Annotated in this window: 18 protein-coding genes and 1 riboswitch; of the genes, 13 read left to right on the top strand and 5 right to left on the bottom strand. The window is 68.1% G+C overall.

Annotated features, from left to right (window positions below):
- Nucleotides 1-17 precede the first annotated feature (17 nt).
- A complete protein-coding gene (locus ACHMXA_RS15145) occupies nucleotides 18-1,196 on the top strand; it encodes an acetyl-CoA C-acetyltransferase (RefSeq protein ID WP_176667475.1) in 1,179 nt (392 codons plus the stop codon).
- A 51-nt stretch (nucleotides 1,197-1,247) separates the two neighbouring features.
- On the opposite strand, the gene ACHMXA_RS15150 is transcribed toward ACHMXA_RS15145, so the two are convergent.
- Nucleotides 1,248-1,892: a glutathione S-transferase family protein gene (locus ACHMXA_RS15150; RefSeq protein WP_176667476.1), complete on the bottom strand. Its 645-nt coding sequence runs from the start codon at nucleotides 1,890-1,892 to the stop codon at nucleotides 1,248-1,250.
- A 28-nt stretch (nucleotides 1,893-1,920) separates the two neighbouring features.
- Between ACHMXA_RS15150 and yghU the strand changes: the two genes are divergently transcribed.
- A complete protein-coding gene (gene yghU, locus ACHMXA_RS15155) occupies nucleotides 1,921-2,799 on the top strand; it encodes a glutathione-dependent disulfide-bond oxidoreductase (protein WP_176667477.1) in 879 nt (292 codons plus the stop codon).
- Nucleotides 2,800-2,843: 44 nt separating this feature from the next.
- Entirely contained in the window at nucleotides 2,844-3,434 is a 591-nt protein-coding gene (locus ACHMXA_RS15160; protein ID WP_176667478.1) for an NADPH-dependent FMN reductase, read from the top strand.
- A 459-nt stretch (nucleotides 3,435-3,893) separates the two neighbouring features.
- Here the strand turns inward: ACHMXA_RS15160 and ACHMXA_RS15165 are convergent, their stop codons facing one another.
- Entirely contained in the window at nucleotides 3,894-4,802 is a 909-nt protein-coding gene (locus ACHMXA_RS15165; protein ID WP_176667479.1) for a LysR family transcriptional regulator, read from the bottom strand.
- A gap of 106 nt (nucleotides 4,803-4,908) precedes the next feature.
- Here ACHMXA_RS15165 and ACHMXA_RS15170 point away from each other — a divergent pair, with 106 nt between their 5' ends.
- Genes ACHMXA_RS15170 through ACHMXA_RS15190 form a run of 5 tightly spaced genes read left to right on the top strand, consistent with a single transcriptional unit; the run spans nucleotide 4,909 to nucleotide 9,905 of the window.
- Nucleotides 4,909-5,901, top strand: a complete 993-nt coding sequence (locus ACHMXA_RS15170) for a tripartite tricarboxylate transporter substrate binding protein (protein WP_176667480.1) — start codon at nucleotides 4,909-4,911, stop codon at nucleotides 5,899-5,901.
- A gap of 15 nt (nucleotides 5,902-5,916) precedes the next feature.
- A complete protein-coding gene (locus ACHMXA_RS15175) occupies nucleotides 5,917-6,813 on the top strand; it encodes a MaoC family dehydratase N-terminal domain-containing protein (protein ID WP_176667481.1) in 897 nt (298 codons plus the stop codon).
- Between the two features lie 18 nt (nucleotides 6,814-6,831).
- A complete protein-coding gene (locus tag ACHMXA_RS15180; RefSeq protein ID WP_176667482.1) occupies nucleotides 6,832-8,013 on the top strand; it encodes a CaiB/BaiF CoA-transferase family protein in 1,182 nt (393 codons plus the stop codon).
- Nucleotides 8,010-8,861 carry a CoA ester lyase gene (locus ACHMXA_RS15185; RefSeq protein WP_176667483.1) on the top strand — a complete coding sequence of 284 codons (852 nt, stop codon included), beginning with the start codon at nucleotides 8,010-8,012 and terminating at the stop codon, nucleotides 8,859-8,861. Before ACHMXA_RS15180 ends, ACHMXA_RS15185 begins: the two co-directional genes overlap by 4 nt.
- Before the next feature lie 36 nt (nucleotides 8,862-8,897).
- Nucleotides 8,898-9,905, top strand: a complete 1,008-nt coding sequence (locus ACHMXA_RS15190) for a tripartite tricarboxylate transporter substrate binding protein BugD (RefSeq protein ID WP_176667484.1) — start codon at nucleotides 8,898-8,900, stop codon at nucleotides 9,903-9,905.
- Between the two features lie 5 nt (nucleotides 9,906-9,910).
- Here ACHMXA_RS15190 and ACHMXA_RS15195 read toward each other — a convergent pair whose 3' ends face one another.
- On the bottom strand, nucleotides 9,911-10,423 hold the full coding sequence (locus ACHMXA_RS15195; protein WP_176667485.1) for a CinA family protein: 513 nt from the start codon (nucleotides 10,421-10,423) through the stop codon (nucleotides 9,911-9,913).
- Nucleotides 10,420-11,067, bottom strand: a complete 648-nt coding sequence (locus tag ACHMXA_RS15200; RefSeq protein WP_176667486.1) for a DJ-1/PfpI family protein — start codon at nucleotides 11,065-11,067, stop codon at nucleotides 10,420-10,422. The genes ACHMXA_RS15195 and ACHMXA_RS15200 overlap by 4 nt, the downstream gene beginning before the upstream one ends.
- Nucleotides 11,068-11,271: 204 nt before the next feature.
- Between ACHMXA_RS15200 and phbB the strand changes: the two genes are divergently transcribed.
- The 3 genes from phbB (at nucleotide 11,272) to ybaL (ending at nucleotide 15,255) form a co-directional block, all read left to right on the top strand.
- Nucleotides 11,272-12,009: an acetoacetyl-CoA reductase gene (phbB, locus tag ACHMXA_RS15205; protein WP_093201910.1), complete on the top strand. Its 738-nt coding sequence runs from the start codon at nucleotides 11,272-11,274 to the stop codon at nucleotides 12,007-12,009.
- A 126-nt stretch (nucleotides 12,010-12,135) separates the two neighbouring features.
- Nucleotides 12,136-13,479 (top strand): dicarboxylate/amino acid:cation symporter, encoded by a 1,344-nt coding sequence (locus tag ACHMXA_RS15210; RefSeq protein WP_395315730.1) that lies wholly within the window; start codon nucleotides 12,136-12,138, stop codon nucleotides 13,477-13,479.
- A 63-nt stretch (nucleotides 13,480-13,542) separates the two neighbouring features.
- Nucleotides 13,543-15,255, top strand: a complete 1,713-nt coding sequence (gene ybaL / locus ACHMXA_RS15215) for a YbaL family putative K(+) efflux transporter (RefSeq protein ID WP_176667488.1) — start codon at nucleotides 13,543-13,545, stop codon at nucleotides 15,253-15,255.
- A gap of 24 nt (nucleotides 15,256-15,279) precedes the next feature.
- On the opposite strand, the gene ACHMXA_RS15220 is transcribed toward ybaL, so the two are convergent.
- Nucleotides 15,280-15,684: a hypothetical protein gene (locus ACHMXA_RS15220; protein WP_176667489.1), complete on the bottom strand. Its 405-nt coding sequence runs from the start codon at nucleotides 15,682-15,684 to the stop codon at nucleotides 15,280-15,282.
- Nucleotides 15,685-15,856: 172 nt separating this feature from the next.
- Here ACHMXA_RS15220 and ACHMXA_RS15225 point away from each other — a divergent pair, with 172 nt between their 5' ends.
- The gene (locus ACHMXA_RS15225; RefSeq protein WP_176667490.1) at nucleotides 15,857-16,081 is read left to right on the top strand and encodes a hypothetical protein; all 225 of its coding nucleotides are present in this window, start codon (nucleotides 15,857-15,859) and stop codon (nucleotides 16,079-16,081) included.
- Between the two features lie 91 nt (nucleotides 16,082-16,172).
- Nucleotides 16,173-16,468, top strand: a riboswitch (cobalamin riboswitch).
- Nucleotides 16,469-16,600: 132 nt separating this feature from the next.
- Entirely contained in the window at nucleotides 16,601-18,793 is a 2,193-nt protein-coding gene (locus ACHMXA_RS15230) for a TonB-dependent siderophore receptor (RefSeq protein ID WP_176667491.1), read from the top strand.
- Nucleotides 18,794-18,814 lie beyond the last annotated feature (21 nt).

Here is an 18,814-nt window from a genome sequence, read left to right on the forward strand (position 1 = left end):
CTTCAACGGAGAACCTCATGGAAGACATCGTCATCGTTTCGGCAGCCCGCACGGCAGTCGGCAAGTTCGGCGGCTCGCTCGCCGGCATTCCGGCCACGGAGCTGGGTGCGATCGTGATCAAGGAAGTGATTGCGCGCGCCAACCTCACGGCAGAGCAGGTCGGCGAGGCCATCATGGGCCAGGTGCTGGCGGCCGGCGCGGGCCAGAATCCCGCGCGCCAGGCATGGCTGAAGAGCGGCGGCGCCAAGGAAACCCCGGCGCTGACCATCAACGCCGTGTGCGGCTCGGGCCTGAAGGCCGTGATGCTGGCGGCCCAGGCCGTGGCCACTGGCGACAGCGAGATCGTCATTGCCGGCGGCCAGGAGAACATGAGCGCCGCGCCGCACGTGCTGCCCAACTCGCGCAACGGCCAGCGCATGGGCGACTGGAAGATGGTCGACACCATGATCGTCGACGGCCTGTGGGACGTCTACAACCAGTACCACATGGGCATCACCGCCGAGAACGTCGCCAAGAAGTACGGCATCGACCGTTCCGCGCAGGACGAACTGGCGCTGGGCAGCCAGACCAAGGCGGCCGCCGCGCAGGACGCCGGCAAGTTCAAGGACGAGATCGTCGGCGTGAGCATTCCGCAGAAGAAGGGCGACCCGGTCGTCTTCAACACCGACGAGTTCATCAACCGCAAGACCAGCGCCGAAGGCCTGGCCGGCCTGCGCCCCGCCTTCGACAAGGCCGGCGGCGTGACCGCGGGCAATGCCTCGGGCCTGAACGACGGCGCCGCCGCCGTGATGGTCATGACCGCCAAGAAGGCCGCAGCCCTGGGCCTGAAGCCGCTGGGCCGCATCGCCAGCTACGCCACCGCAGGCCTCGACCCCGCCATCATGGGCATGGGCCCCGTGCCCGCATCGACCAAGGCGCTGCAGCGTGCCGGCTGGAAGGCCGCCGACCTCGACCTGCTCGAGATCAACGAAGCCTTCGCCGCGCAGGCCTGTGCGGTGAACAAGGAAATGGGCTGGGACATCAACAAGGTGAACGTCAACGGCGGCGCCATCGCCATCGGCCACCCCATCGGCGCATCGGGCTGCCGCATTCTGGTGACGCTGCTGCATGAGATGCAGCGCCAGAACGCCAAGAAGGGCATTGCCTCGCTGTGCATCGGCGGGGGCATGGGCGTGGCGCTCACCATCGAACGCTGAGCGGCGTTCCTTCGCTCCGATGACGGCGTCCGGTGCGCCGTTGTCGCCGGCTCAGCGTGCCATCGCCATCGACGGCCGCTGCGCCATCGCCGCGCGCCAGCGCAGCAGCTCGGGGTGCTGCTCCCCGGGCTTGACCCGCACCACGCGGGCGAAATCCACCGCCACCACGGCGGTGATGTCGGCAATGCTGAAGCGGTCGGTGGCGATGAAGTCGCGGCCGGCCAGACGCTCGTTCAGCGTGTCGAAGAAATGCTGGATCCGTGCGAGCCCGCGCTGGGCGAGCTCGGGAATCTGCGCGTAGTTGACCGGGCCGGGCAGCGCGCGGTCGGCCATCGCCGGCGAACTGTTGCGCAGCGTCTCGGCGATGGCGAGCAATCCTTCGAATTCGATGCGCCAGTTCCAGCTGGCGATCTCGGCTTTTTCGCGCGGCGTGACGCCCATCAGCGGCGGCTGCGGATAGCGCGCCTCCGCCCAGGCCGCGATGGCGGCGTTGTCGGTTAGCAGCAGGCCGTCTTCCTCGTCGGTGCGCAAGGCAGGCACGGTGCACTGCGGATTGATCGCGCGGTAGGCCTCGCCCATCTGCTCACCACGGACTAGGTCGACCTGCACGGTCTCGTGCGAAATGCCCTTCTCGGCAAGCAGGATGCGCGCGCGCCGCGGGCTGGGGGCGGTGGCGCAGTCGTAGAGAATGATCATCGTCGGTTCAACTCCAGGAACTCATCGCATGAATGGCACGACAGCCTACACGCCGCCCACCGTCTGGTCATGGAACAAGGAGAGCGGCGGCCGCTTCGCGAACATCAACCGCCCGATCTCGGGTGCTACGCACGAGAAGGAACTGCCGGTCGGAAAGCATCCGCTGCAACTCTATTCGCTCGCCACGCCCAACGGCGTGAAAGTGACGGTGATGCTCGAGGAACTGCTGGCACTGGGCCACGCGGGCGCCGAGTACGACGCCTGGCTGATCCGCATCAACGACGGCGACCAGTTCGGCAGCGGCTTCGTGGCGGTGAACCCGAATTCGAAGATTCCCGCGCTGATGGACCGCAGCGGCGACAAGCCGATCCGCGTGTTCGAGTCGGGCTCGATCCTGCAATACCTGGCCGAGAAGTTCGGCAATGCCTTCCTGCCGACCGAGCGGGCGGCACGGGCCGAGTGCCTGTCGTGGCTGTTCTGGCAGATGGGCAGCGCGCCGTACCTGGGCGGCGGTTTCGGCCATTTCTATGCCTACGCACCCACGAAGATCGAATACGCCATCGACCGCTTCGCGATGGAAACCAAGCGCCAGCTCGACGTGCTCGACCGCCGCCTGGCCGAAAGCCGCTACCTCGCGGGCGACGAATACACCATCGCCGACATGGCCGTCTGGCCCTGGTACGGCACGCTGGCCAAGGGGCAGCTCTACGAGGCGGGTGAGTTCCTGCAGGTGGGCGAATACAAGAACGTGCTGCGCTGGACCGACGAGATCGCCCAGCGCCCGGCCGTGCAGCGCGGCCGCATGGTCAACCGCACCTGGGGCCAGCCGACAAGCCAGCTGCACGAGCGCCACGACGCGGCCGACTTCGACACGCGCACCCAGGACAAGCTGCAGGCGCCGACCTGAGCGAGGCGCAGCACCCCGCCACCCACACAGCCGGAGCAACGACGATGAGCGACAAGATCCTGGTCTTCTACGGCTCCTACCGCTCCGACCGCATGGGCGTGCGCCTGGCCGACTTCATCGTCGCCGGCCTGCGCGAGCGCGGCGACGACGCGGAGTTGATCGACGCGAAGCAGGTCGACCTGCCCATGCTCGACCGCATGTACAAGGAGTACCCCAAGGGCAGCGCTCCCGCCGCGATGGAGGCGCTGGCAGAGAAGATCCGCTCGGCCGATGCCTTCGTCTTCGTCACCGGCGAATACAACTGGGGCCCGCAGCCGGGCCTGAAGAACCTCACCGACCACTTCCTGGAAGAGTGGTTCTGGCGCCCCGCGGCCATCGCGAGCTACTCGGCGGGGCGCTTCTCGGGCGTGCGCTCGGGCACGGTGTGGCATTCGATCCTGTCGGAGATGGGCATGGTCGTGGTGTCGAGCACGCTGGCCGTCGGGCCGATCTCGCAGACGCTGGATGCGGCCGGCGAGCCAACGGGCCCGGCGGGCGAGTCGCTGCAGCGCGCCTTCGGCCGCTTTGCCGACGACCTGGCCTGGTGGACCGAGGCGGCGCGTGCGCAGAGGGCGCGCAAGGCGCCGCCTTATTGATCGCGCACGCCCTGCGGCGAGCGCGCACAGAGCAGCTTGTTCACCGCCCAAAATTTGGGCAGTTTAACTATTCCCTTTATAAAACAACGACTTACATTGCTTTTACAACGCTCCTCATGAGTTATCCCCAAAGTTGTGCACTGAAAATGGGGAAGAAGCCGGCTTTTCCACATTCCCGTCGCAAGTGACTGACCTGACGGTGTTTTCCGTTCACGGGAATCCGTGAAAAATTCAATCGAAAGGCTGTTCCAAGGCCCGGCGGGGCGGTTTTGGCGGCCAAGGTTGTTCACCGCCCAAAATTTGAGCAAACTAAGGAATACCCTTATAAAACAATAACTTGCATTCGTTTTACAAGGCTCCTCATGAGTTACCCCCAAAGTTGCCCACAGAAAATGGGGACGGAGCGAGTTGTTCAGCAATCGCGCGCAAGTTGCTGTTTTTGCGGTGCCCGCCTCAGCTTTACGTGGGAGCCTGCTGCTCGGCGTAGTGCCGGCATAGCGTGTCGACCAGCGCCTGCGCGTAGATCGGCAGCGCCGCGCGGTCGCGCACGAGCAGGTAGCGCTCCCGCACGCACCAGGCGTCGTCGAGGTCGATCAGCGCGAGCTGCATGCTTTCCTGGTTGCGCCGGGCAGCCGACTCGGGCACCACGCCGATGCCCACCCCGTTGCCGATCATCCGGCACATGGCGTCGAAGCTGCCGAGCTGGATGCGCAGCTTCTGCCGCTTGCCCAGGTTGTCGGTGATCTGCGAAAGAAAGGTCTGCAGCGTGCTGCCTTGCTGCATGCCGATGGCGTCTTCGTCGAGCGTCTCGGCGAAGGAAATCTTCTTGCGCTTGGCGAAGCGGTGCTTGCGCGAGGTGGCGAGCACCAGCCGGTCGGTGCTGAAGTGGATGGCCTCCAGCCCCAGCGTGTCGACCCGGCCGGCGACGATGCCGATGTCGGCGCGGCCGTCGAGCACGCCGCGCGGGATCTGAGCATTCGGTTTTTCCTGAAGGTCGACGTTGATGCGCGGGTTGCGCGCCAGGAAGCCCGGCAGGATCTCGGGCAGGAAGTCGGTCACCGCCGTGGTGTTGGCGAACACGCGCAGGTGGCCGCGCAGGCCGCCGCCGTATTCGAGCAGGTCGGCTCGCAGCTGCTCCGTCTGGTGCAGCACAAGGCGCGCGTGGTGCAGGAAGGCTTCGCCCGGCGGCAGCAGCCGTACGCCGCGAGCCTCGCGCTGCAGCAGCTGCAGCCCGGCCTGGGTTTCGAGGGCCTTGATGCGCGCGCTGGCGGCGGCGAGCGACATGTGCTGGCGCTCGGCGGCCCGTGTGAGGTTGCCGAGTTCGGCCGTGGCGACGAAGAGGCGCAGGTCGGTGAGGTCGAAGAGCATGCCGCGATGGTAGGGGCCGGCATGGCGCGAGCCTTCGGCATTGCAGAAGGCTGGGTTCCGAAATCGCAGATTGCGCGCGAGGGTGGGGCGGCCGACCATGCGGGCCATGGAGACAAGACACACCAAATTCCGCGCATGGGCGCTGCTGTCGCTGGCAGCCCCGCTCGCGCTTGCGGCGGGCTCCGCGCTCGCGCAAACCTATCCCTCCCGCCCTATCACGCTCGTCGTGCCCCAGGCGGCCGGCGGCACCAACGACATCGTCGGCCGCCTCGTCGGCCAGAAGCTCGGCGAGATGATGAACAACGCCAGCGTGGTGGTCGACAACCGCCCCGGCGCGGGCGGCAACATCGGCACGCAACTCGTGGCCAAGGGCCCGAAGGACGGCTACACGCTGCTCATGACCATCAGCAGCAGCCAGGCGATCAACCCGGCGCTCTACAAGAACCCGGGCTTCGATCCCGAGCGCGACTTCAAACCCGTGGGCCTCATCGGCGCGGTGCCCAACGTGCTGCTGGTCAATCCGTCGTTCCCGGCGAAGAACCTCGCCGAGTTCCTGAAGCTCGCACGGGCGAAGGGCGCGAACTACCAGTACGCCTCGGCCGGCAACGGCACGCTCAACCACCTGCTCGGCGAAATGCTCAACAGCATGGCCGGCATCTCGATGCAGCACGTGCCGTACAAGGGTGTGGCGCCGGCTCTCAACGACGTGCTGGGCGGGCAGCTGCCCATCGTGTTCGCGAGCCTGCCTTCGGCGCTGCCGCACATCAAGGCCGGCAAGCTGCGCGCGCTGGCCGTCAGCGGCGAGAAGCGCTCGCCCGTGCTGCCCGACGTGCCCGCCATCGCCGAGGCCGTGCCCGGCTACAACGGCACGCTGTGGATCGGCCTGTTCGCCCCTGCCGGCGTGCCGCCCGATGTGCTCGCCACGCTGCAGGACGCCACGCGCAAGGCGCTGGCCTCGAAGGACCTGCGCGACAAGCTCGACCAGCAGGGCGTGGAGATCGCAGCGCCGACCACCCCCGAACAGTTCTCCGCGCTGCTGCACGACGACCTCGCCAAGTGGGCGCGGATCGTCAAGGCCTCCGGCGCCGCGGTCGACTGAACGACGAAGAAACCCATGAGCGACAACACACAGACTTCATCTCCCGCGATCGACAGCGAAGCGCTGGCCAGGCTGCAGGCCTGGCAGGGCCGCAGCGAGACGCTGGCCGACGACATCACCGCCGCGCCCGTGCGCGCTCTCTCCGCCACGCTCGACCGCGACGATCCGTTGCCGGCAGCCGGCACGCGCCTGCCCGAGCTGTGGCACTGGCTCTATTTCCTGCCGCACCACCGCCAGTCGGAGATCGGCGAGGACGGCCATGCCAGGCGCGGCGGCTTCCTGCCGCCCGTGCCGCTGCCGCGCCGCATGTGGGCGGGCGGGCGGCTCGCGTGGGAGCCGGGCAATCCGCTGCAGGTGGGCGACAGGGCGGAGCGCACCTCGCGCATCGTCTCGGTCACGCACAAGGCGGGCCGTACCGGCGAACTCGTGTTCGTGCTGGTGCGCCACGAGGTACGCAACGAACGCGGCCTCGCGCTCACCGAGGAGCACGACATCGTCTACCGCGCCGCAGCGCAGCCTGGCGAGGCCGGCCCGCCGCCCACGCCCGCCCCGAAGGACGCCGCCTTCAGCCGCGACATCGTGCCCGACGACGTGCTGCTCTTCCGCTACTCCGCGCTCACCTTCAACGGCCACCGCATCCACTACGACCGCCGGTACGTCACGCAGGTCGAGGGCTATCCGGGCCTGATCGTGCACGGGCCGCTGATCGCGACGCTGCTGGTCGATCTGCTGCGCCGCAACGTGCCGGGCGCGCAGCTCGTACGCTTCGAGTTCCGCGCGGTGCGGCCGACCTTCGATATCGCGCCGTTCCGCGTACATGGCAAGCCGGGCGCCGACGGAAAGACGTTCGATTTGTGGGGCGAGGACGCCGACGGCTGGCTCACGATGCAGGCGACAGCCATGCTCGCCTGATCCGGAGAGAAAAGACAAATGACAAGACCCCTGGACGGCATCACCGTCATCTCGCTCGAGCACGCCATCGCCGCGCCGTTCTGCACGCGCCAGCTCGCCGACCTCGGCGCGCGCGTCATCAAGGTGGAGCGCCCCGGCGCGGGCGATTTCGCGCGCGCCTACGACGCCCGCGTGAGCGGCGAGGCCTCGCACTTCGTGTGGGTGAACCGCTCGAAGGAGAGCCTCACGCTCGACCTCAAGCAGCCCGCCGCGCTGGCGGTGCTGCAGGAGCTGCTGGCCGACGCTGACGTGCTGGTGCAGAACCTCGCACCTGGCGCCGCCGCGCGCATGGGGCTGGGCGCGCAGACGCTGCAGGAAAAGCACCCGAGGCTCATCGTCTGCGACATCTCGGGCTACGGCGAGGACGGCCCGTACCGCGACAAGAAGGCCTACGACCTGCTGATCCAGAGCGAGGCGGGCTTTCTCTCGGTGACGGGCACGCCCGAGGAGCCCTGCAAGTCGGGCAACTCCATCGCCGACATCGCCGCTGGCATGTATGCGTACACCGGCATCCTCGCGGCGCTGCTCCAGCGCGGCAAGACCGGCAAGGGTTCGCACATCGACGTGTCGATGCTCGAGGCGCTGGCCGAGTGGATGGGCTACCCGATGTACTACGCCTACGACGGCGCTTCGCCGCCGCCGCGCAGCGCCGCCTCGCACGCGACCATCTACCCCTACGGCCCGTTCCCCGCGGGCGACGGCGGCACCGTGATGCTGGGCCTTCAGAACGAGCGCGAATGGCGCACCTTCTGCGAGAAGGTGCTGCTGCAGGCGGGGCTGGCCGCCGACCCGCGCTTCGACAGCAACGCGCGCCGCAACGAGAACCGCGAGGCGCTGCGCTCGATCATCGTGGAGACCTTCGGCGCGCTGAGCACGACCCAGGTGTTGGAGCGGCTCGACACCGCGCAGATCGCCAACGCCCGCATGAACGACATGGCGGGCCTCTGGGCTCATCCGCAACTGCAGGCGCGCGAGCGCTGGCGGCAGGTCGGCTCGCCCGCGGGCGACATCCCGGCGTTGCTGCCGGCGGGTCGCCAGAGCGCCTTCGACTACCGCATGGACCCGATCCCGGCCGTCGGCGAGCACACCGACGCGATCCTGCGCAGCCTCGGACGTAGCGAGGCCGACATCGCGGCGCTGCGCGAAGCGGGGGCGGTGTGAGCGCGCCGCCGCTTTCGCTGGCGCGCGCCTTTCTCTTCGTGCCTGCCGACCGGCCGGAGCGTCATGCGCGTGCGCTGGCCACGGGGGCGGGCGGCGTGATCGTCGATTTGGAAGACGCCGTCGCGCCCGAGCGCAAGGTGCAGGCGCGCGAGCAACTGGCAGCTTCGTTCGCCGCGCTGCCCGCCGAAGACCGGCGACGGCTGCTGGTGCGCATCAACGCGGCCGGCACGCCGTGGCATGACGACGATTGCGCGCAGGTCGGAGCGCTCGCTGCGCAGGGCCTGATCGCCGGCATCGTGCTGCCGAAGGCGGAACGCGCGGCCGATCTCTCCCGGCTGGCCACCGCGGCAGGCCCCTCGGCCGTACTGGTGCCGCTGATCGAATCGGCCGCCGGCCTCACCGCCGTCGACGAGCTCGCCACCAGCCCGCAGGTCCTGCGCCTGGCCTTCGGCAACCTCGATTTCCAGGCCGACCTGGGCCTGGCCTGCGATGCCGACGAGGTCGAGCTGGTGCCGGTGCGCCTCGCACTGCTGCTGGCATCGCGCCGCGCCGGCCTTGCCGCGCCCATCGACGGGGTTACGCCCGACTGGCGAGACGCCGCCCGGCTGGCGGCCGACACCGCGCGCGCCCGGCGCGGCGGCTTCGGCGCCAAGCTGTGCATCCACCCCGACCAGGTCGCGCCTGTGCATGCGGGGCTCGGCCCCACGGCGCAGGAGCTGGCGTGGGCTCGCCGCGTGGTCGAGGCCATCCAAGCGGCCGGCGGCGGCGTCGTGAGCCTCGACGGGCGCATGGTCGATGCGCCGGTGGTGCGGCTGGCCAAGCGCCTGCTCGCACTCGAACACACCTGACGACCGGACCAGAGAACAACCAAAGGAGACAAGAAAGTGAAAGCAACGAAGAAGACCTGGAAACTCAAGACCCTGATCGCCGCCTCGGCGGGCGCCTGCCTGCTCGCCTTGCAGGCGCCGGCATCGGCGCAGGCCGCATGGCCCGACAAGCCGGTGACGATGGTCGTGCCGTACTCGGCCGGCGGCCCGACCGACGTGGTGGCGCGTATGCTGGCCATTCCCATGGGCAAGTCGCTGGGCCAGCCGGTGATCGTGGAGAACACCGTGGGCGCGGGCGGCACCATCGCCCCCGCGCGGGTGGCCAAGGCGGCGCCCAATGGCTACACCATCCTGATCCACCACATGGGCATGGCCACCGCGCCGGCGCTCTACAAGAAGCTCAACTACGACCCGGTGAAGGACTTCGAGTACGTCGGCCAGGTGCTGGACGTGCCGATGACGCTGCTCTCGCGCAAGGACTTTCCCGCCAGCAACTACCAGGAGCTGCTGGCCTACGTGAAGGCCAACAAGGACAAAGTGACGCTGGCCAATGCGGGCGTGGGGGCGGTGTCGCAGCTGTGCGGGCTGCTGTTCATGAACCAGATCGGAGTGCAGCTGACGACCGTGCCCTACAAGGGTGCGGGGCCGGCGCTCAACGACCTGATGGGCGGGCAGGTCGACCTGCTGTGCGACCAGACCACGCAGACCGCGCCGGTCATCAAGGACGGCAACCGGGTGAAGGTGTTCGGCGTGACCACGCCGCAGCGGCTGTCGAGCCTGCCGAACATCCCGACGCTGGACGAGCAAGGCCTCAAGGGCTTCGACGTGCGGGTGTGGCACGGCATCTATGCGCCCAAGGGCACGCCGCCCGCGGTGATCGAGAAGCTCAACGCTGCCCTGCGCGCGGGGCTGCAGGACGACATGGTGAAGAGCCGCCTGGCCGAGCTCAGCTCGGAGATCGTGCCGGTGGACAAGCAGACGCCCGAGAGCCTGCGCACGCACCTTGCGGCGGAGGTCGGCAAGTGGGGCAAGGTGATCCGCGCTGCTGGCGTGCAGGCGGACTGAGCTTCTCAGTCGACGGGCTGTGCGCGCAGCGTCTCGTCGAACAGGGCGAGCAGGTGGCGCGCGAACAGGTCCATGTTCGCGGGCCGGTCGGCATTGCCGGTCTCGACGGTGCGGCTCACGGTGACGGGGCCGACGAGCGCCAGGCATACGCGCCCGGGCACGTCGCCGTACGGGCTGGGCGAAGGCCCGGCCGCGCCGCTTTCGGCGATGCCCCAGGTCGCGTGGTGGGTGTCGCGCACCCGGCCGGCGACGAGCAGGGCGTACGGTTCGGTCTCGCCGCGCAGGCCGGTCATGTCTTCGGCGGTCAGGTTCAGCAATGCCCGGCCGGCGCGCCTCGAATAGACGACCGCGCCGCCCTTGAAATAGGCCGAGGCGCCCGCGATGGCGAGCAGGGCGGCCGACACCAACCCGCCCGCCGAGGACTCGACCACCGCCACGGTCTGGCCGCGTGCGCGCAGCGCTTCGCCGACACGTTCCGCGAGCACCGGCAGCGGCTCGGGGAGGGCGGGCGCGCTCATCGGGCCTGGAAGCGCGGACCGGGCCGCTTCACGTAGGCCGGCGCGCGCTCGTGGCTCGCGGTGCTGCCGTAGATGGTGTCCGCGGGGTAGTACTCGGACTGCAGCTGTACCTTGGCGGCGGCTTCCTCGCCCGCGGTGTGGGCGATGTAGGCCAGCATCAGGTCGGTACCGGCCGATACCCCGGCGGAGGTCCAGACGTTGCCGTCCTGCACGAAGCGCTGCTCCACCACCTTCACGTCGCCCAGCGCGCGCAGGCGGTCGAGCGATCCCCAGTGGGTGGTGGCGGTCTTGCCCGACAGCAGGCCGGCCGCGTGCAGCACGAAGGCGCCGGTGCATACCGACATCAGCGTGGTGCATCCGGGCGCCTGGTCGGCGAGGAAGCGGGTCATGACGACGTTGTCGACCTCGCGGCGCGTGCCCATGCCGCCGGGCACGAGCAGGCAGTCGAGCTGCGGGCAGTCGGCGAAGGAGACGTGGGGGTTGATCGACAGGCCCTTGGCGCAGGCCACCGGCTCGCGCTTCTCCGCCACGATCAGGCAGTGCTCGGGACCGCCGGCCAGCTTGCTCCACATGGTGAGCATCTCCCAGGGGCCGACGAAGTCGAGTTCCTCGACGTCGGGGAAGACGATGATCCCGAAATTCATACTTTGGAACTCCTTGGGTTTTTTGCCTGTGCGGACACGCACGGATGAGAGGATAGAGGGTGAGCACGAAGGCCGCCTGACGCAAATCTTCGTGACAGCTGGTTGCAAGCTTGGCTCAGTGTTTTCCTCAGAGGGCCCGTGGCTTGAAACTCGCTAGAGTGAAGGCGGCCGTTCAGGCTTTTGCCATTACACAAAGGAAATCTCATGAGCAAGAAAGTTGCATATGTCACCGGGGGCATGGGTGGCATCGGAACAGCCATCTGCCAGCGTCTCTACAAGGACGGGTTCACCGTGGTCGCAGGTTGCGGCCCCACGCGCGACTACGCCAAATGGCTGGCCGAACAGAAAGCCGCAGGCTTCGAGTTCCACGCGTCGGTCGGCAATGTGGGCGACTGGCAATCCACCGTCGAAGCCTTCTCCGCCGCCAAGGCCGCGCACGGCCCCATCGACGTGCTGGTCAACAACGCCGGCATCACACGGGACCGCATGTTCCTCAAGATGACGCCCGAGGACTGGAGCGCGGTCATCGAGACCAACCTCAACAGCATGTTCAACGTCACCAAGCAGGTGGTGGGCGACATGGTGGAAAAGGGCTGGGGCCGCATCATCAACATCAGCTCGGTCAACGGCGCCAAGGGCCAGGCGGGCCAGACCAACTACTCGGCGGCCAAGGCCGGCATGCACGGCTTCACCATGGCGCTGGCGCAGGAGCTGGCCAACAAGGGCGTGACGGTCAACACCGTGAGCCCGGGCTACATCGGCACCGACATGGTCAAGGCCATCCGCCAGGAAGTGCTCGACAAGATCGTGGCCACCATCCCGGTCAAGCGCCTGGGCGAGCCCAGCGAAATCGCCTCCATCATCTCGTGGCTGGCCACCGATGAAGGCGGCTACAGCACGGGGGCTGACTTCTCCGTCAACGGCGGCCTGCACATGCATTAAGCATGCTGACTTACACCTGATCGACAAGACCCGCTTCGGCGGGTCTTTTCATTTCGACGATGCGGGTTCCACGGATAGAAAACCGCGAATACGCGTCCTACAGTCTTCAACCCTCCGGAGGCAAACATGGAAAGCACAACAAGCACACCCGCCAGAAAGCTCCCGCTGTACCGCTCGCTCTATGTCCAGGTGATCACCGCCGTGGTCATCGGCGTGCTGCTCGGCCACTTCTATCCGGCGGCCGGCGAGGCGATGAAGCCGCTGGGCGACGGCTTCATCAAGCTGATCAAGATGATCATCGCGCCGATCATCTTCTGCACGGTGGTGGTGGGCATCGCCGGCATGGAAGACATGAAGAAGGTCGGCAAGACGGGCGGCCTGGCGCTGCTGTACTTCGAGGTCGTGAGCACCATCGCGCTCGTCGTGGGGCTGGTGCTGGTGAACGTGCTCAAGCCCGGCGCCGGCATGAACGTCGATCCGGCCACGCTCGACACCAAGAGCATCGCGGCCTATACCGGCCCGGGCAAGATGACCGGCACGGTCGACTTCATCATGAACATCATCCCGAACACCATCGTGGATGCCTTCGCCAAGGGCGAAATTTTGCAGGTGCTGCTGATCGCCGTGATGTTCGGCTTCGCGCTGCACCGCTTCGGCGGCCGCGGCACGCTGGTGTTCGACGTGATCGAGAAGGGCTCGCACGTGCTCTTCGGCATCGTCAACTACATCATGAAGCTGGCGCCCATCGGCGCTTTCGGTGCCATGGCCTTCACCATCGGCAAGTACGGGCTGGGCAGCCTGTTCTCGCTGGGCAAGCTGATGGGCACCTTCTACCTGACCTGCCTGCTGTTCATCTTCGTGGTGCTGGGGCTCATTGCGAAGTTCCATGGGTTCAGCATCTGGAAGTTCATCAAGTACATCAAGGAAGAGCTGCTGATCGTGCTGGGCACCTCGTCGAGCGAATCGGTGCTGCCGCGCATGATGGAGAAGATGGAGAACCTGGGCGCGAACAAGACCTGCGTGGGCCTTGTCATCCCCACCGGCTATTCGTTCAACCTCGACGGCACTTCCATCTACCTGACGATGGCGGCCGTGTTCATCGCGCAGGCGACCAGCACGCCAATGACGCTCACGCAGGAGATCACGCTGCTGGCGGTGCTGCTGCTCACCTCCAAGGGCGCGGCAGGCGTCACGGGCAGCGGCTTCATCGTGCTGGCGGCCACGCTGTCGGCGGTGGGGCACGTGCCGGTGGCTGGCCTTGCGCTGATCCTGGGCATCGACCGCTTCATGTCGGAAGCCCGCGCGCTGACCAACCTGATCGGCAACGGCGTCGCCACCATCGTGGTCGCCAAGTGGACCAACGAGCTCGACGAGGCCCGGCTGCAGGCCGGGCTCAACAACGAGAGCTGGGTGGAGGCGCAGGAGCCCGAGGCGCTCGACGCCGCCCGCACCAGCAAGATGGCCGGCTGAGCTGCCGTCCGCGGATGGCCTGACGAACCAAAAGGCCGGGCATCGTTCCTGCAAAATGCAGCGATGCCCCACAGCGTCTCCCTCATCAACACGATCGCCGCCGGCCTGGGGCTGGCGCTCATGCTCGGCTTTCTTGCGGCCAGGCTGCGATTGCCGGCGCTGGTCGGCTACCTGCTGGCGGGCGTGATCATCGGGCCCTTCACGCCGGGTTTCGTGGCCGACGCGGGCATCGCGGCCCAGCTCGCGGAAATCGGCGTGATGCTGCTGATGTTCGGCGTGGGCCTTCATTTCTCCCTCGACGACCTGCTGGCGGTGCGCAAGATCGCGCTGCCGGGCGCGCTCGCGCAGATTGCGGTGGCCACGCTGCTGGGCGGCGGCCTGGCCCTGTGGTGGGGCTGGAGCCCCGGCGCTGCGCTGGTGTTCGGGCTGGCGCTGTCGGTGGCGAGCACGGTCGTGCTGCTGCGCGCGCTGGAAAGCCTGGGCATCCTCGATTCGTTCACCGGGCGCATCGCCGTCGGCTGGCTGGTGGTGGAAGACCTGGCGATGGTGCTGGTGCTCGTGCTGCTGCCGCCGCTGGCGGGCACGCTCGGCGTGCAGGGCGGGGCAGGCGCAGCTGGCAATGCCGACCCGCTGTGGCAGACGCTGGGCCTCACGCTGCTGCAGGTGGGCGGCTTCGTCGCGCTGATGCTGGTGGTGGGGCGCCGCGTGTTCCCGTGGATCCTCTGGCAGGTCACGCGCACCGGCTCGCGCGAGTTGTTCACGCTGTGCGTGGTGGCGGCGGCCGTGAGCATCGCCTACGCGTCGGCGGCGCTCTTCGGCGTTTCCTTCGCGCTGGGCGCCTTCTTCGCCGGGATGGTGATGCGCGAGTCGCAGTTCGCCCACCGGGCCGCGCAGGAGTCGCTGCCGCTGCGCGACGCCTTCGCGGTGCTGTTCTTCGTGTCGGTCGGCATGCTGTTCGACCCATCGGTGCTGATCGAGCGGCCACTGCAGGTGCTGGCGGTGGTGCTGGTGATCGTGCTGGGCAAGTCGCTCGCGGCCTGCGCGCTGGTGCTGGTGTTCCGCTATCCGCTGGGCACGGCGCTCACGGTGAGCGCGAGCCTGGCGCAGATCGGCGAGTTCTCCTTCATCCTGGCCGGGCTGGGCGTGTCGCTGGGCCTGCTGCCGGTGGAAGGGCAGAGCCTGGTGCTGGCCGGGGCGCTGATTTCCATCGCCACCAATCCGCTGTGGTTCAGCCTGATCGCGCCGATGCAGAAATGGCTGCATGCGCATTCCTCCTTCGCGCGCGGCCTGGAGATGCGCGAGGACCCGCTGGCCGAGCTGCCCATGACCACCGAGGCCAAGTACCTCTCGCGGCAGGTGGTGCTGGTGGGCTACGGCCGGGTCGGGCGCCGCATCGCGGCCGAACTCGACGCCAACGACATTCCCTACGTGGTGGCGGAGCAGAACCGCGAGCTGGTCGAGAAGCTGCGCGAGGCAGGCACGCCGGCGGTGTGGGGCGATGCAGCCGACCCGGCGGTGCTGATCCAGGCCCACATCGCGCGTGCACGCGTGCTGGTGGTTGCAACGCCGGACACCATGAACGTGCGCCAGATGATGGAAACCGCGCGCACGCTCAACCCCGCCATCCAGACCGTGATCCGCAGCCACAACGAGCAGGAAGCGCGGTTGCTCACGCAGGAAACATCAGCCACCGTTTTCCTCGGCGAGCACGAACTGGCTCAGGCCATGGCCCGCGACGTGGTGCAGCGGGCTGTATCGATGGCGGTGCCGGCCTGACGCTTGGCGGGCGCCGCCGTCGGCTCAGAGATCTTCGATCACCAGCGTGCGGTAGCGCTGGGCGATGGAGTAGGGCACGGTGCGCACCAGTTCCATCAGCCGCTCGGCCGCCGCGCCGTCCTTGGTCCTGACGAGCAGGCCGGTATGGCCCTCCTGCGCCAGCTTGGCGTAGGCACGCACCGTCGCCGCGTCGGTGCCGGCGGAGGGAAGGGGGCTGTCGGCCGAACTCACCGTCGGCGCGATCTCCGCGAGCACCGTCTCGGCGGGAAGCAGGTAGACCTCGTCGCCGCTCACGCCTTTTTCGATCAGGCGGTGGCCGATGCGGTCCGCGTCTTGCGCGCTGGGGAACATCACCATCGAGTAGCCGGTCGGGTAGAAGGCGCCGCCGATGCTCGATCGCATGCCGGGTTCAAGAGTGAAGTGCTTCATTGCTGCCTCCTGTTCTTGGTCGGTTCTTCTTCGAAAACTCGGAGATCCCTGTGAATACAACATTAGGTCGCAGCCGGGGCATGCTCTGTAGGAGAACCCCGAAAGCTCTGTCAACCGCACCCGTGCGTTCCCTGTTCATCCAGTAATCAGGCAGCACATTCATCCTCGCACCATGCCCCCCTCGAGAAACATCGCGCTCACCGTCCACGAACTGGAGGCGGGCGAGTTCTACTGGGTGCTGATGGAAGCCGTGGACGACTCGCCCGGCGCGCCCGGCGAAACCTCCCACGTCTACGTGCCGCTGGAGGCGGCCCACGAGCCGTACGCCACCTACTCCAATGCGCTTGTGGCGGGAGTGGCCATGATGCGGCGGCTGTTCGGGCCCGGCGGCCCCTGAGGCCGCCAGCGGGGCCTGGAGGGGCCCGGAGGGGCGCTACCTATAATCCCGCCGTTCCGATGCGGCAGTTTTCATTAGTTACCCGCCGCACCGGACAACACGGTTCGAAGGTGCCCCGCACGCCATCTCATCCTTGGCGACGGGGTTAAACGGGAAGCAGGTGAGCTGCGCCGTCGTTCTCTCCCGAGAGCGATGGACGCGCCAATTCCTGCGCTGCCCCCGCAACGGTCAGCGGATCTGGAACCCTCGGGCTCGTGCCTCATCGATCGGCACGGGCAGCCACTGCGCTTTGGCGTGGGAAGGCGAGGATTTCCGCCGCGGCGTGCATCCAAAGCATGCCGCGGCACTCCGCAAGCCCGGATACCGGCCTTCGCAACCGCCTTCGGACGCTGCGGGAGTGCGTGTCCGGGCCTGCCGCTTCACTCGCCCGCGAGCCGCCGCAGTCCCTTCGCCTCTACCCCCCGCCGCGTCCTTCATCGGTCAGGAGCCTGCGGGGACGCAGGCCGGAGGAGAAACTTCATGGGTCATGCATCGCCGCCAGGACGCGATCGCAGGAGGGCGTCGCAACGGCCGCGGCGCTGGGCGCGGTTTTCGGGGCTTTCCAGTCTTTCGCTGGGTTGGGGGCTGGCCCTGGGGCCCTGTGCGGCGGCCTTCGCGCAAACGCCCGACGGCCAGACCCTCAAGCCGATCCAGGTCGATGCCGAACGGCACACGCCATTGGCCATCGACGAACCCACGCAGACCGGCAGCCGCCTGGGCCTCACGCCGCTCGAGACGCCGGCCAGCGTCGAGGTGCTGTCGGGCGACACCATCCGCGCGCGCGGCGACGTCTCGGTGGTCGACGCCGTCACCCGCGCCACCGGCATCACCGGCTCGCCCGGTCCGGGCAACGGCGGCACCGCGCTGGTGGCGCGCGGCTTCCTCGGCCACGGCTCGGTGATGCAGCTCTTCGACGGCACGCGCCTCTACGCGGGCGCCGGCACCGTCACCTTTCCCTTCGACACCTGGTCGGCCGACCGCATCGAGGTGCTGCGCGGCGCGGCCTCCGTGATGTACGGCGAGGGCGCCATCGGCGGCGCGATCAACGTGGTGCCGAAGAAGCCCACGCGCGGGCCGATCCGCAATGAAGCGCTGCTCACGCTCGGCTCCGACGCCACGCGGCAGGTGGCCTTCGGCAGCGGCGGGGCGATCAACGACCGGCTTTCGTACCGATTCGACATCAGCCAGCGCAACACAGACGGCTTCATGCAGCGCGGCGAGGCCGAGAGCCTGGCCGTGAGCGCGGCCGTGCGGCTCGACGTGTCACCGCAGCTGCAGTTCACGCTCTCGCACGACGAGGGCCGCCAGTCGCCGCAGCGCTACTACGGCGTGCCGCTGATCGACGGCCGCCTGAGCAGCCAGACGCTGCGACAGAACTACAACGTGGACGATGCCGAGATCAAGTACCGCGACAAGTGGACCCGCCTCGACGCCCAGTGGACGCCCAGCGACGCCGTCACCGTGCGCAACCAGCTCTACCGGCTGGAGAGCAAGCGCCACTGGCGCAACAGCGAGACCTACACCTACAGCCCCGCCACCCGCCGCGTGACGCGCGGCGACTACCTGGAGATCGGCCACGACCAGGAGCAGATCGGCAACCGCACCGACGCCACCTTCAGGCACGGGATGTTCGGCCTGGCCAACCAGGTGCTGGTGGGCTTCGACGTGAACCGCATCGACTTCACGCACACCAACGACTCTCCCTACGGTGGCCGATCGGTGGTCGATCCCTTCGTCTTCAGCCCCGGTTACTACGCGTCGCCCGTGGCCTACACGCCGCGCTACAAGACGAAGACCAGCACCTACGCCTTCTTTGCCGAGGACAAGCTGGCCTTCAACGAGCGGTGGTCGGTGGTGGGCAGCCTGCGCTGGGACCACGCGAAGGTCGCGCGCACCGACCTGCAGAACGCCGCCAACAGCTTCGGCAAGACCTTCGAGTACGCCACCGGCCGCCTCGGTGTGGTCTACGCACCCGACGCCTCGCAGTCGTTCTACGCGCAAGTGGCGCGCGCGGCCGATCCGCTGGGCTCGCTGGTGACCACCTCCGCGTCGCAGGCGGCCTTCGACCTCAGCACCGGCCGGCAGGTCGAGGTCGGCTACAAGCGCCAGCTCGCGGACAACCGCGGCGCCTGGACCGTCGCCGCCTACCGCATCGACAAGAACAAGCTGCTGTCGCGCGACGCCATCGATCCGACCGTCACCCAGCAGGTCGGCAAGCAGTCTTCCGAAGGCATCGAGGCCACGCTCGACCTGGCGCTGAGCTCCACGCTGCGGCTCGAGGCCAACGTCGCCAAGCTGCGTGCGCGCTACGACGACTTCAACGAAGTGGTCGGCGGCAGGCTGGTCTCTCGCGCCGGCAACACGCCCACCGGCGTGCCGGAGGAGGCCGCCAACCTCTGGCTCACCTGGCGCTTCCTGCCGCAGTGGGAGGCCGACGTCGGCCTGCGCTACGTGGGCTCGCGCCAGGTCGATTCGGCCAACTCGCGAAAGATCGGCTCCTACACGGTCGCCGATGCGGGCGTGAGCTGGCAGGCGAATCCGTCGCTCAAGCTCGCGCTGCGTGCCTACAACCTGGCCGACCGACGCTATCCGGTGTCGTTCTCGAACGGCGGCAACCAGTGGCTGCTGGGGCGTCCGCGCTCCTTCGAGCTGTCGGCGCTGGTCAGCTTCTGAACGACGGGCAGGACGAAGAAC

This window comes from Variovorax sp. UC74_104 (assembly GCF_044055375.1).
Lineage (GTDB): Bacteria > Pseudomonadota > Gammaproteobacteria > Burkholderiales > Burkholderiaceae_C > Variovorax.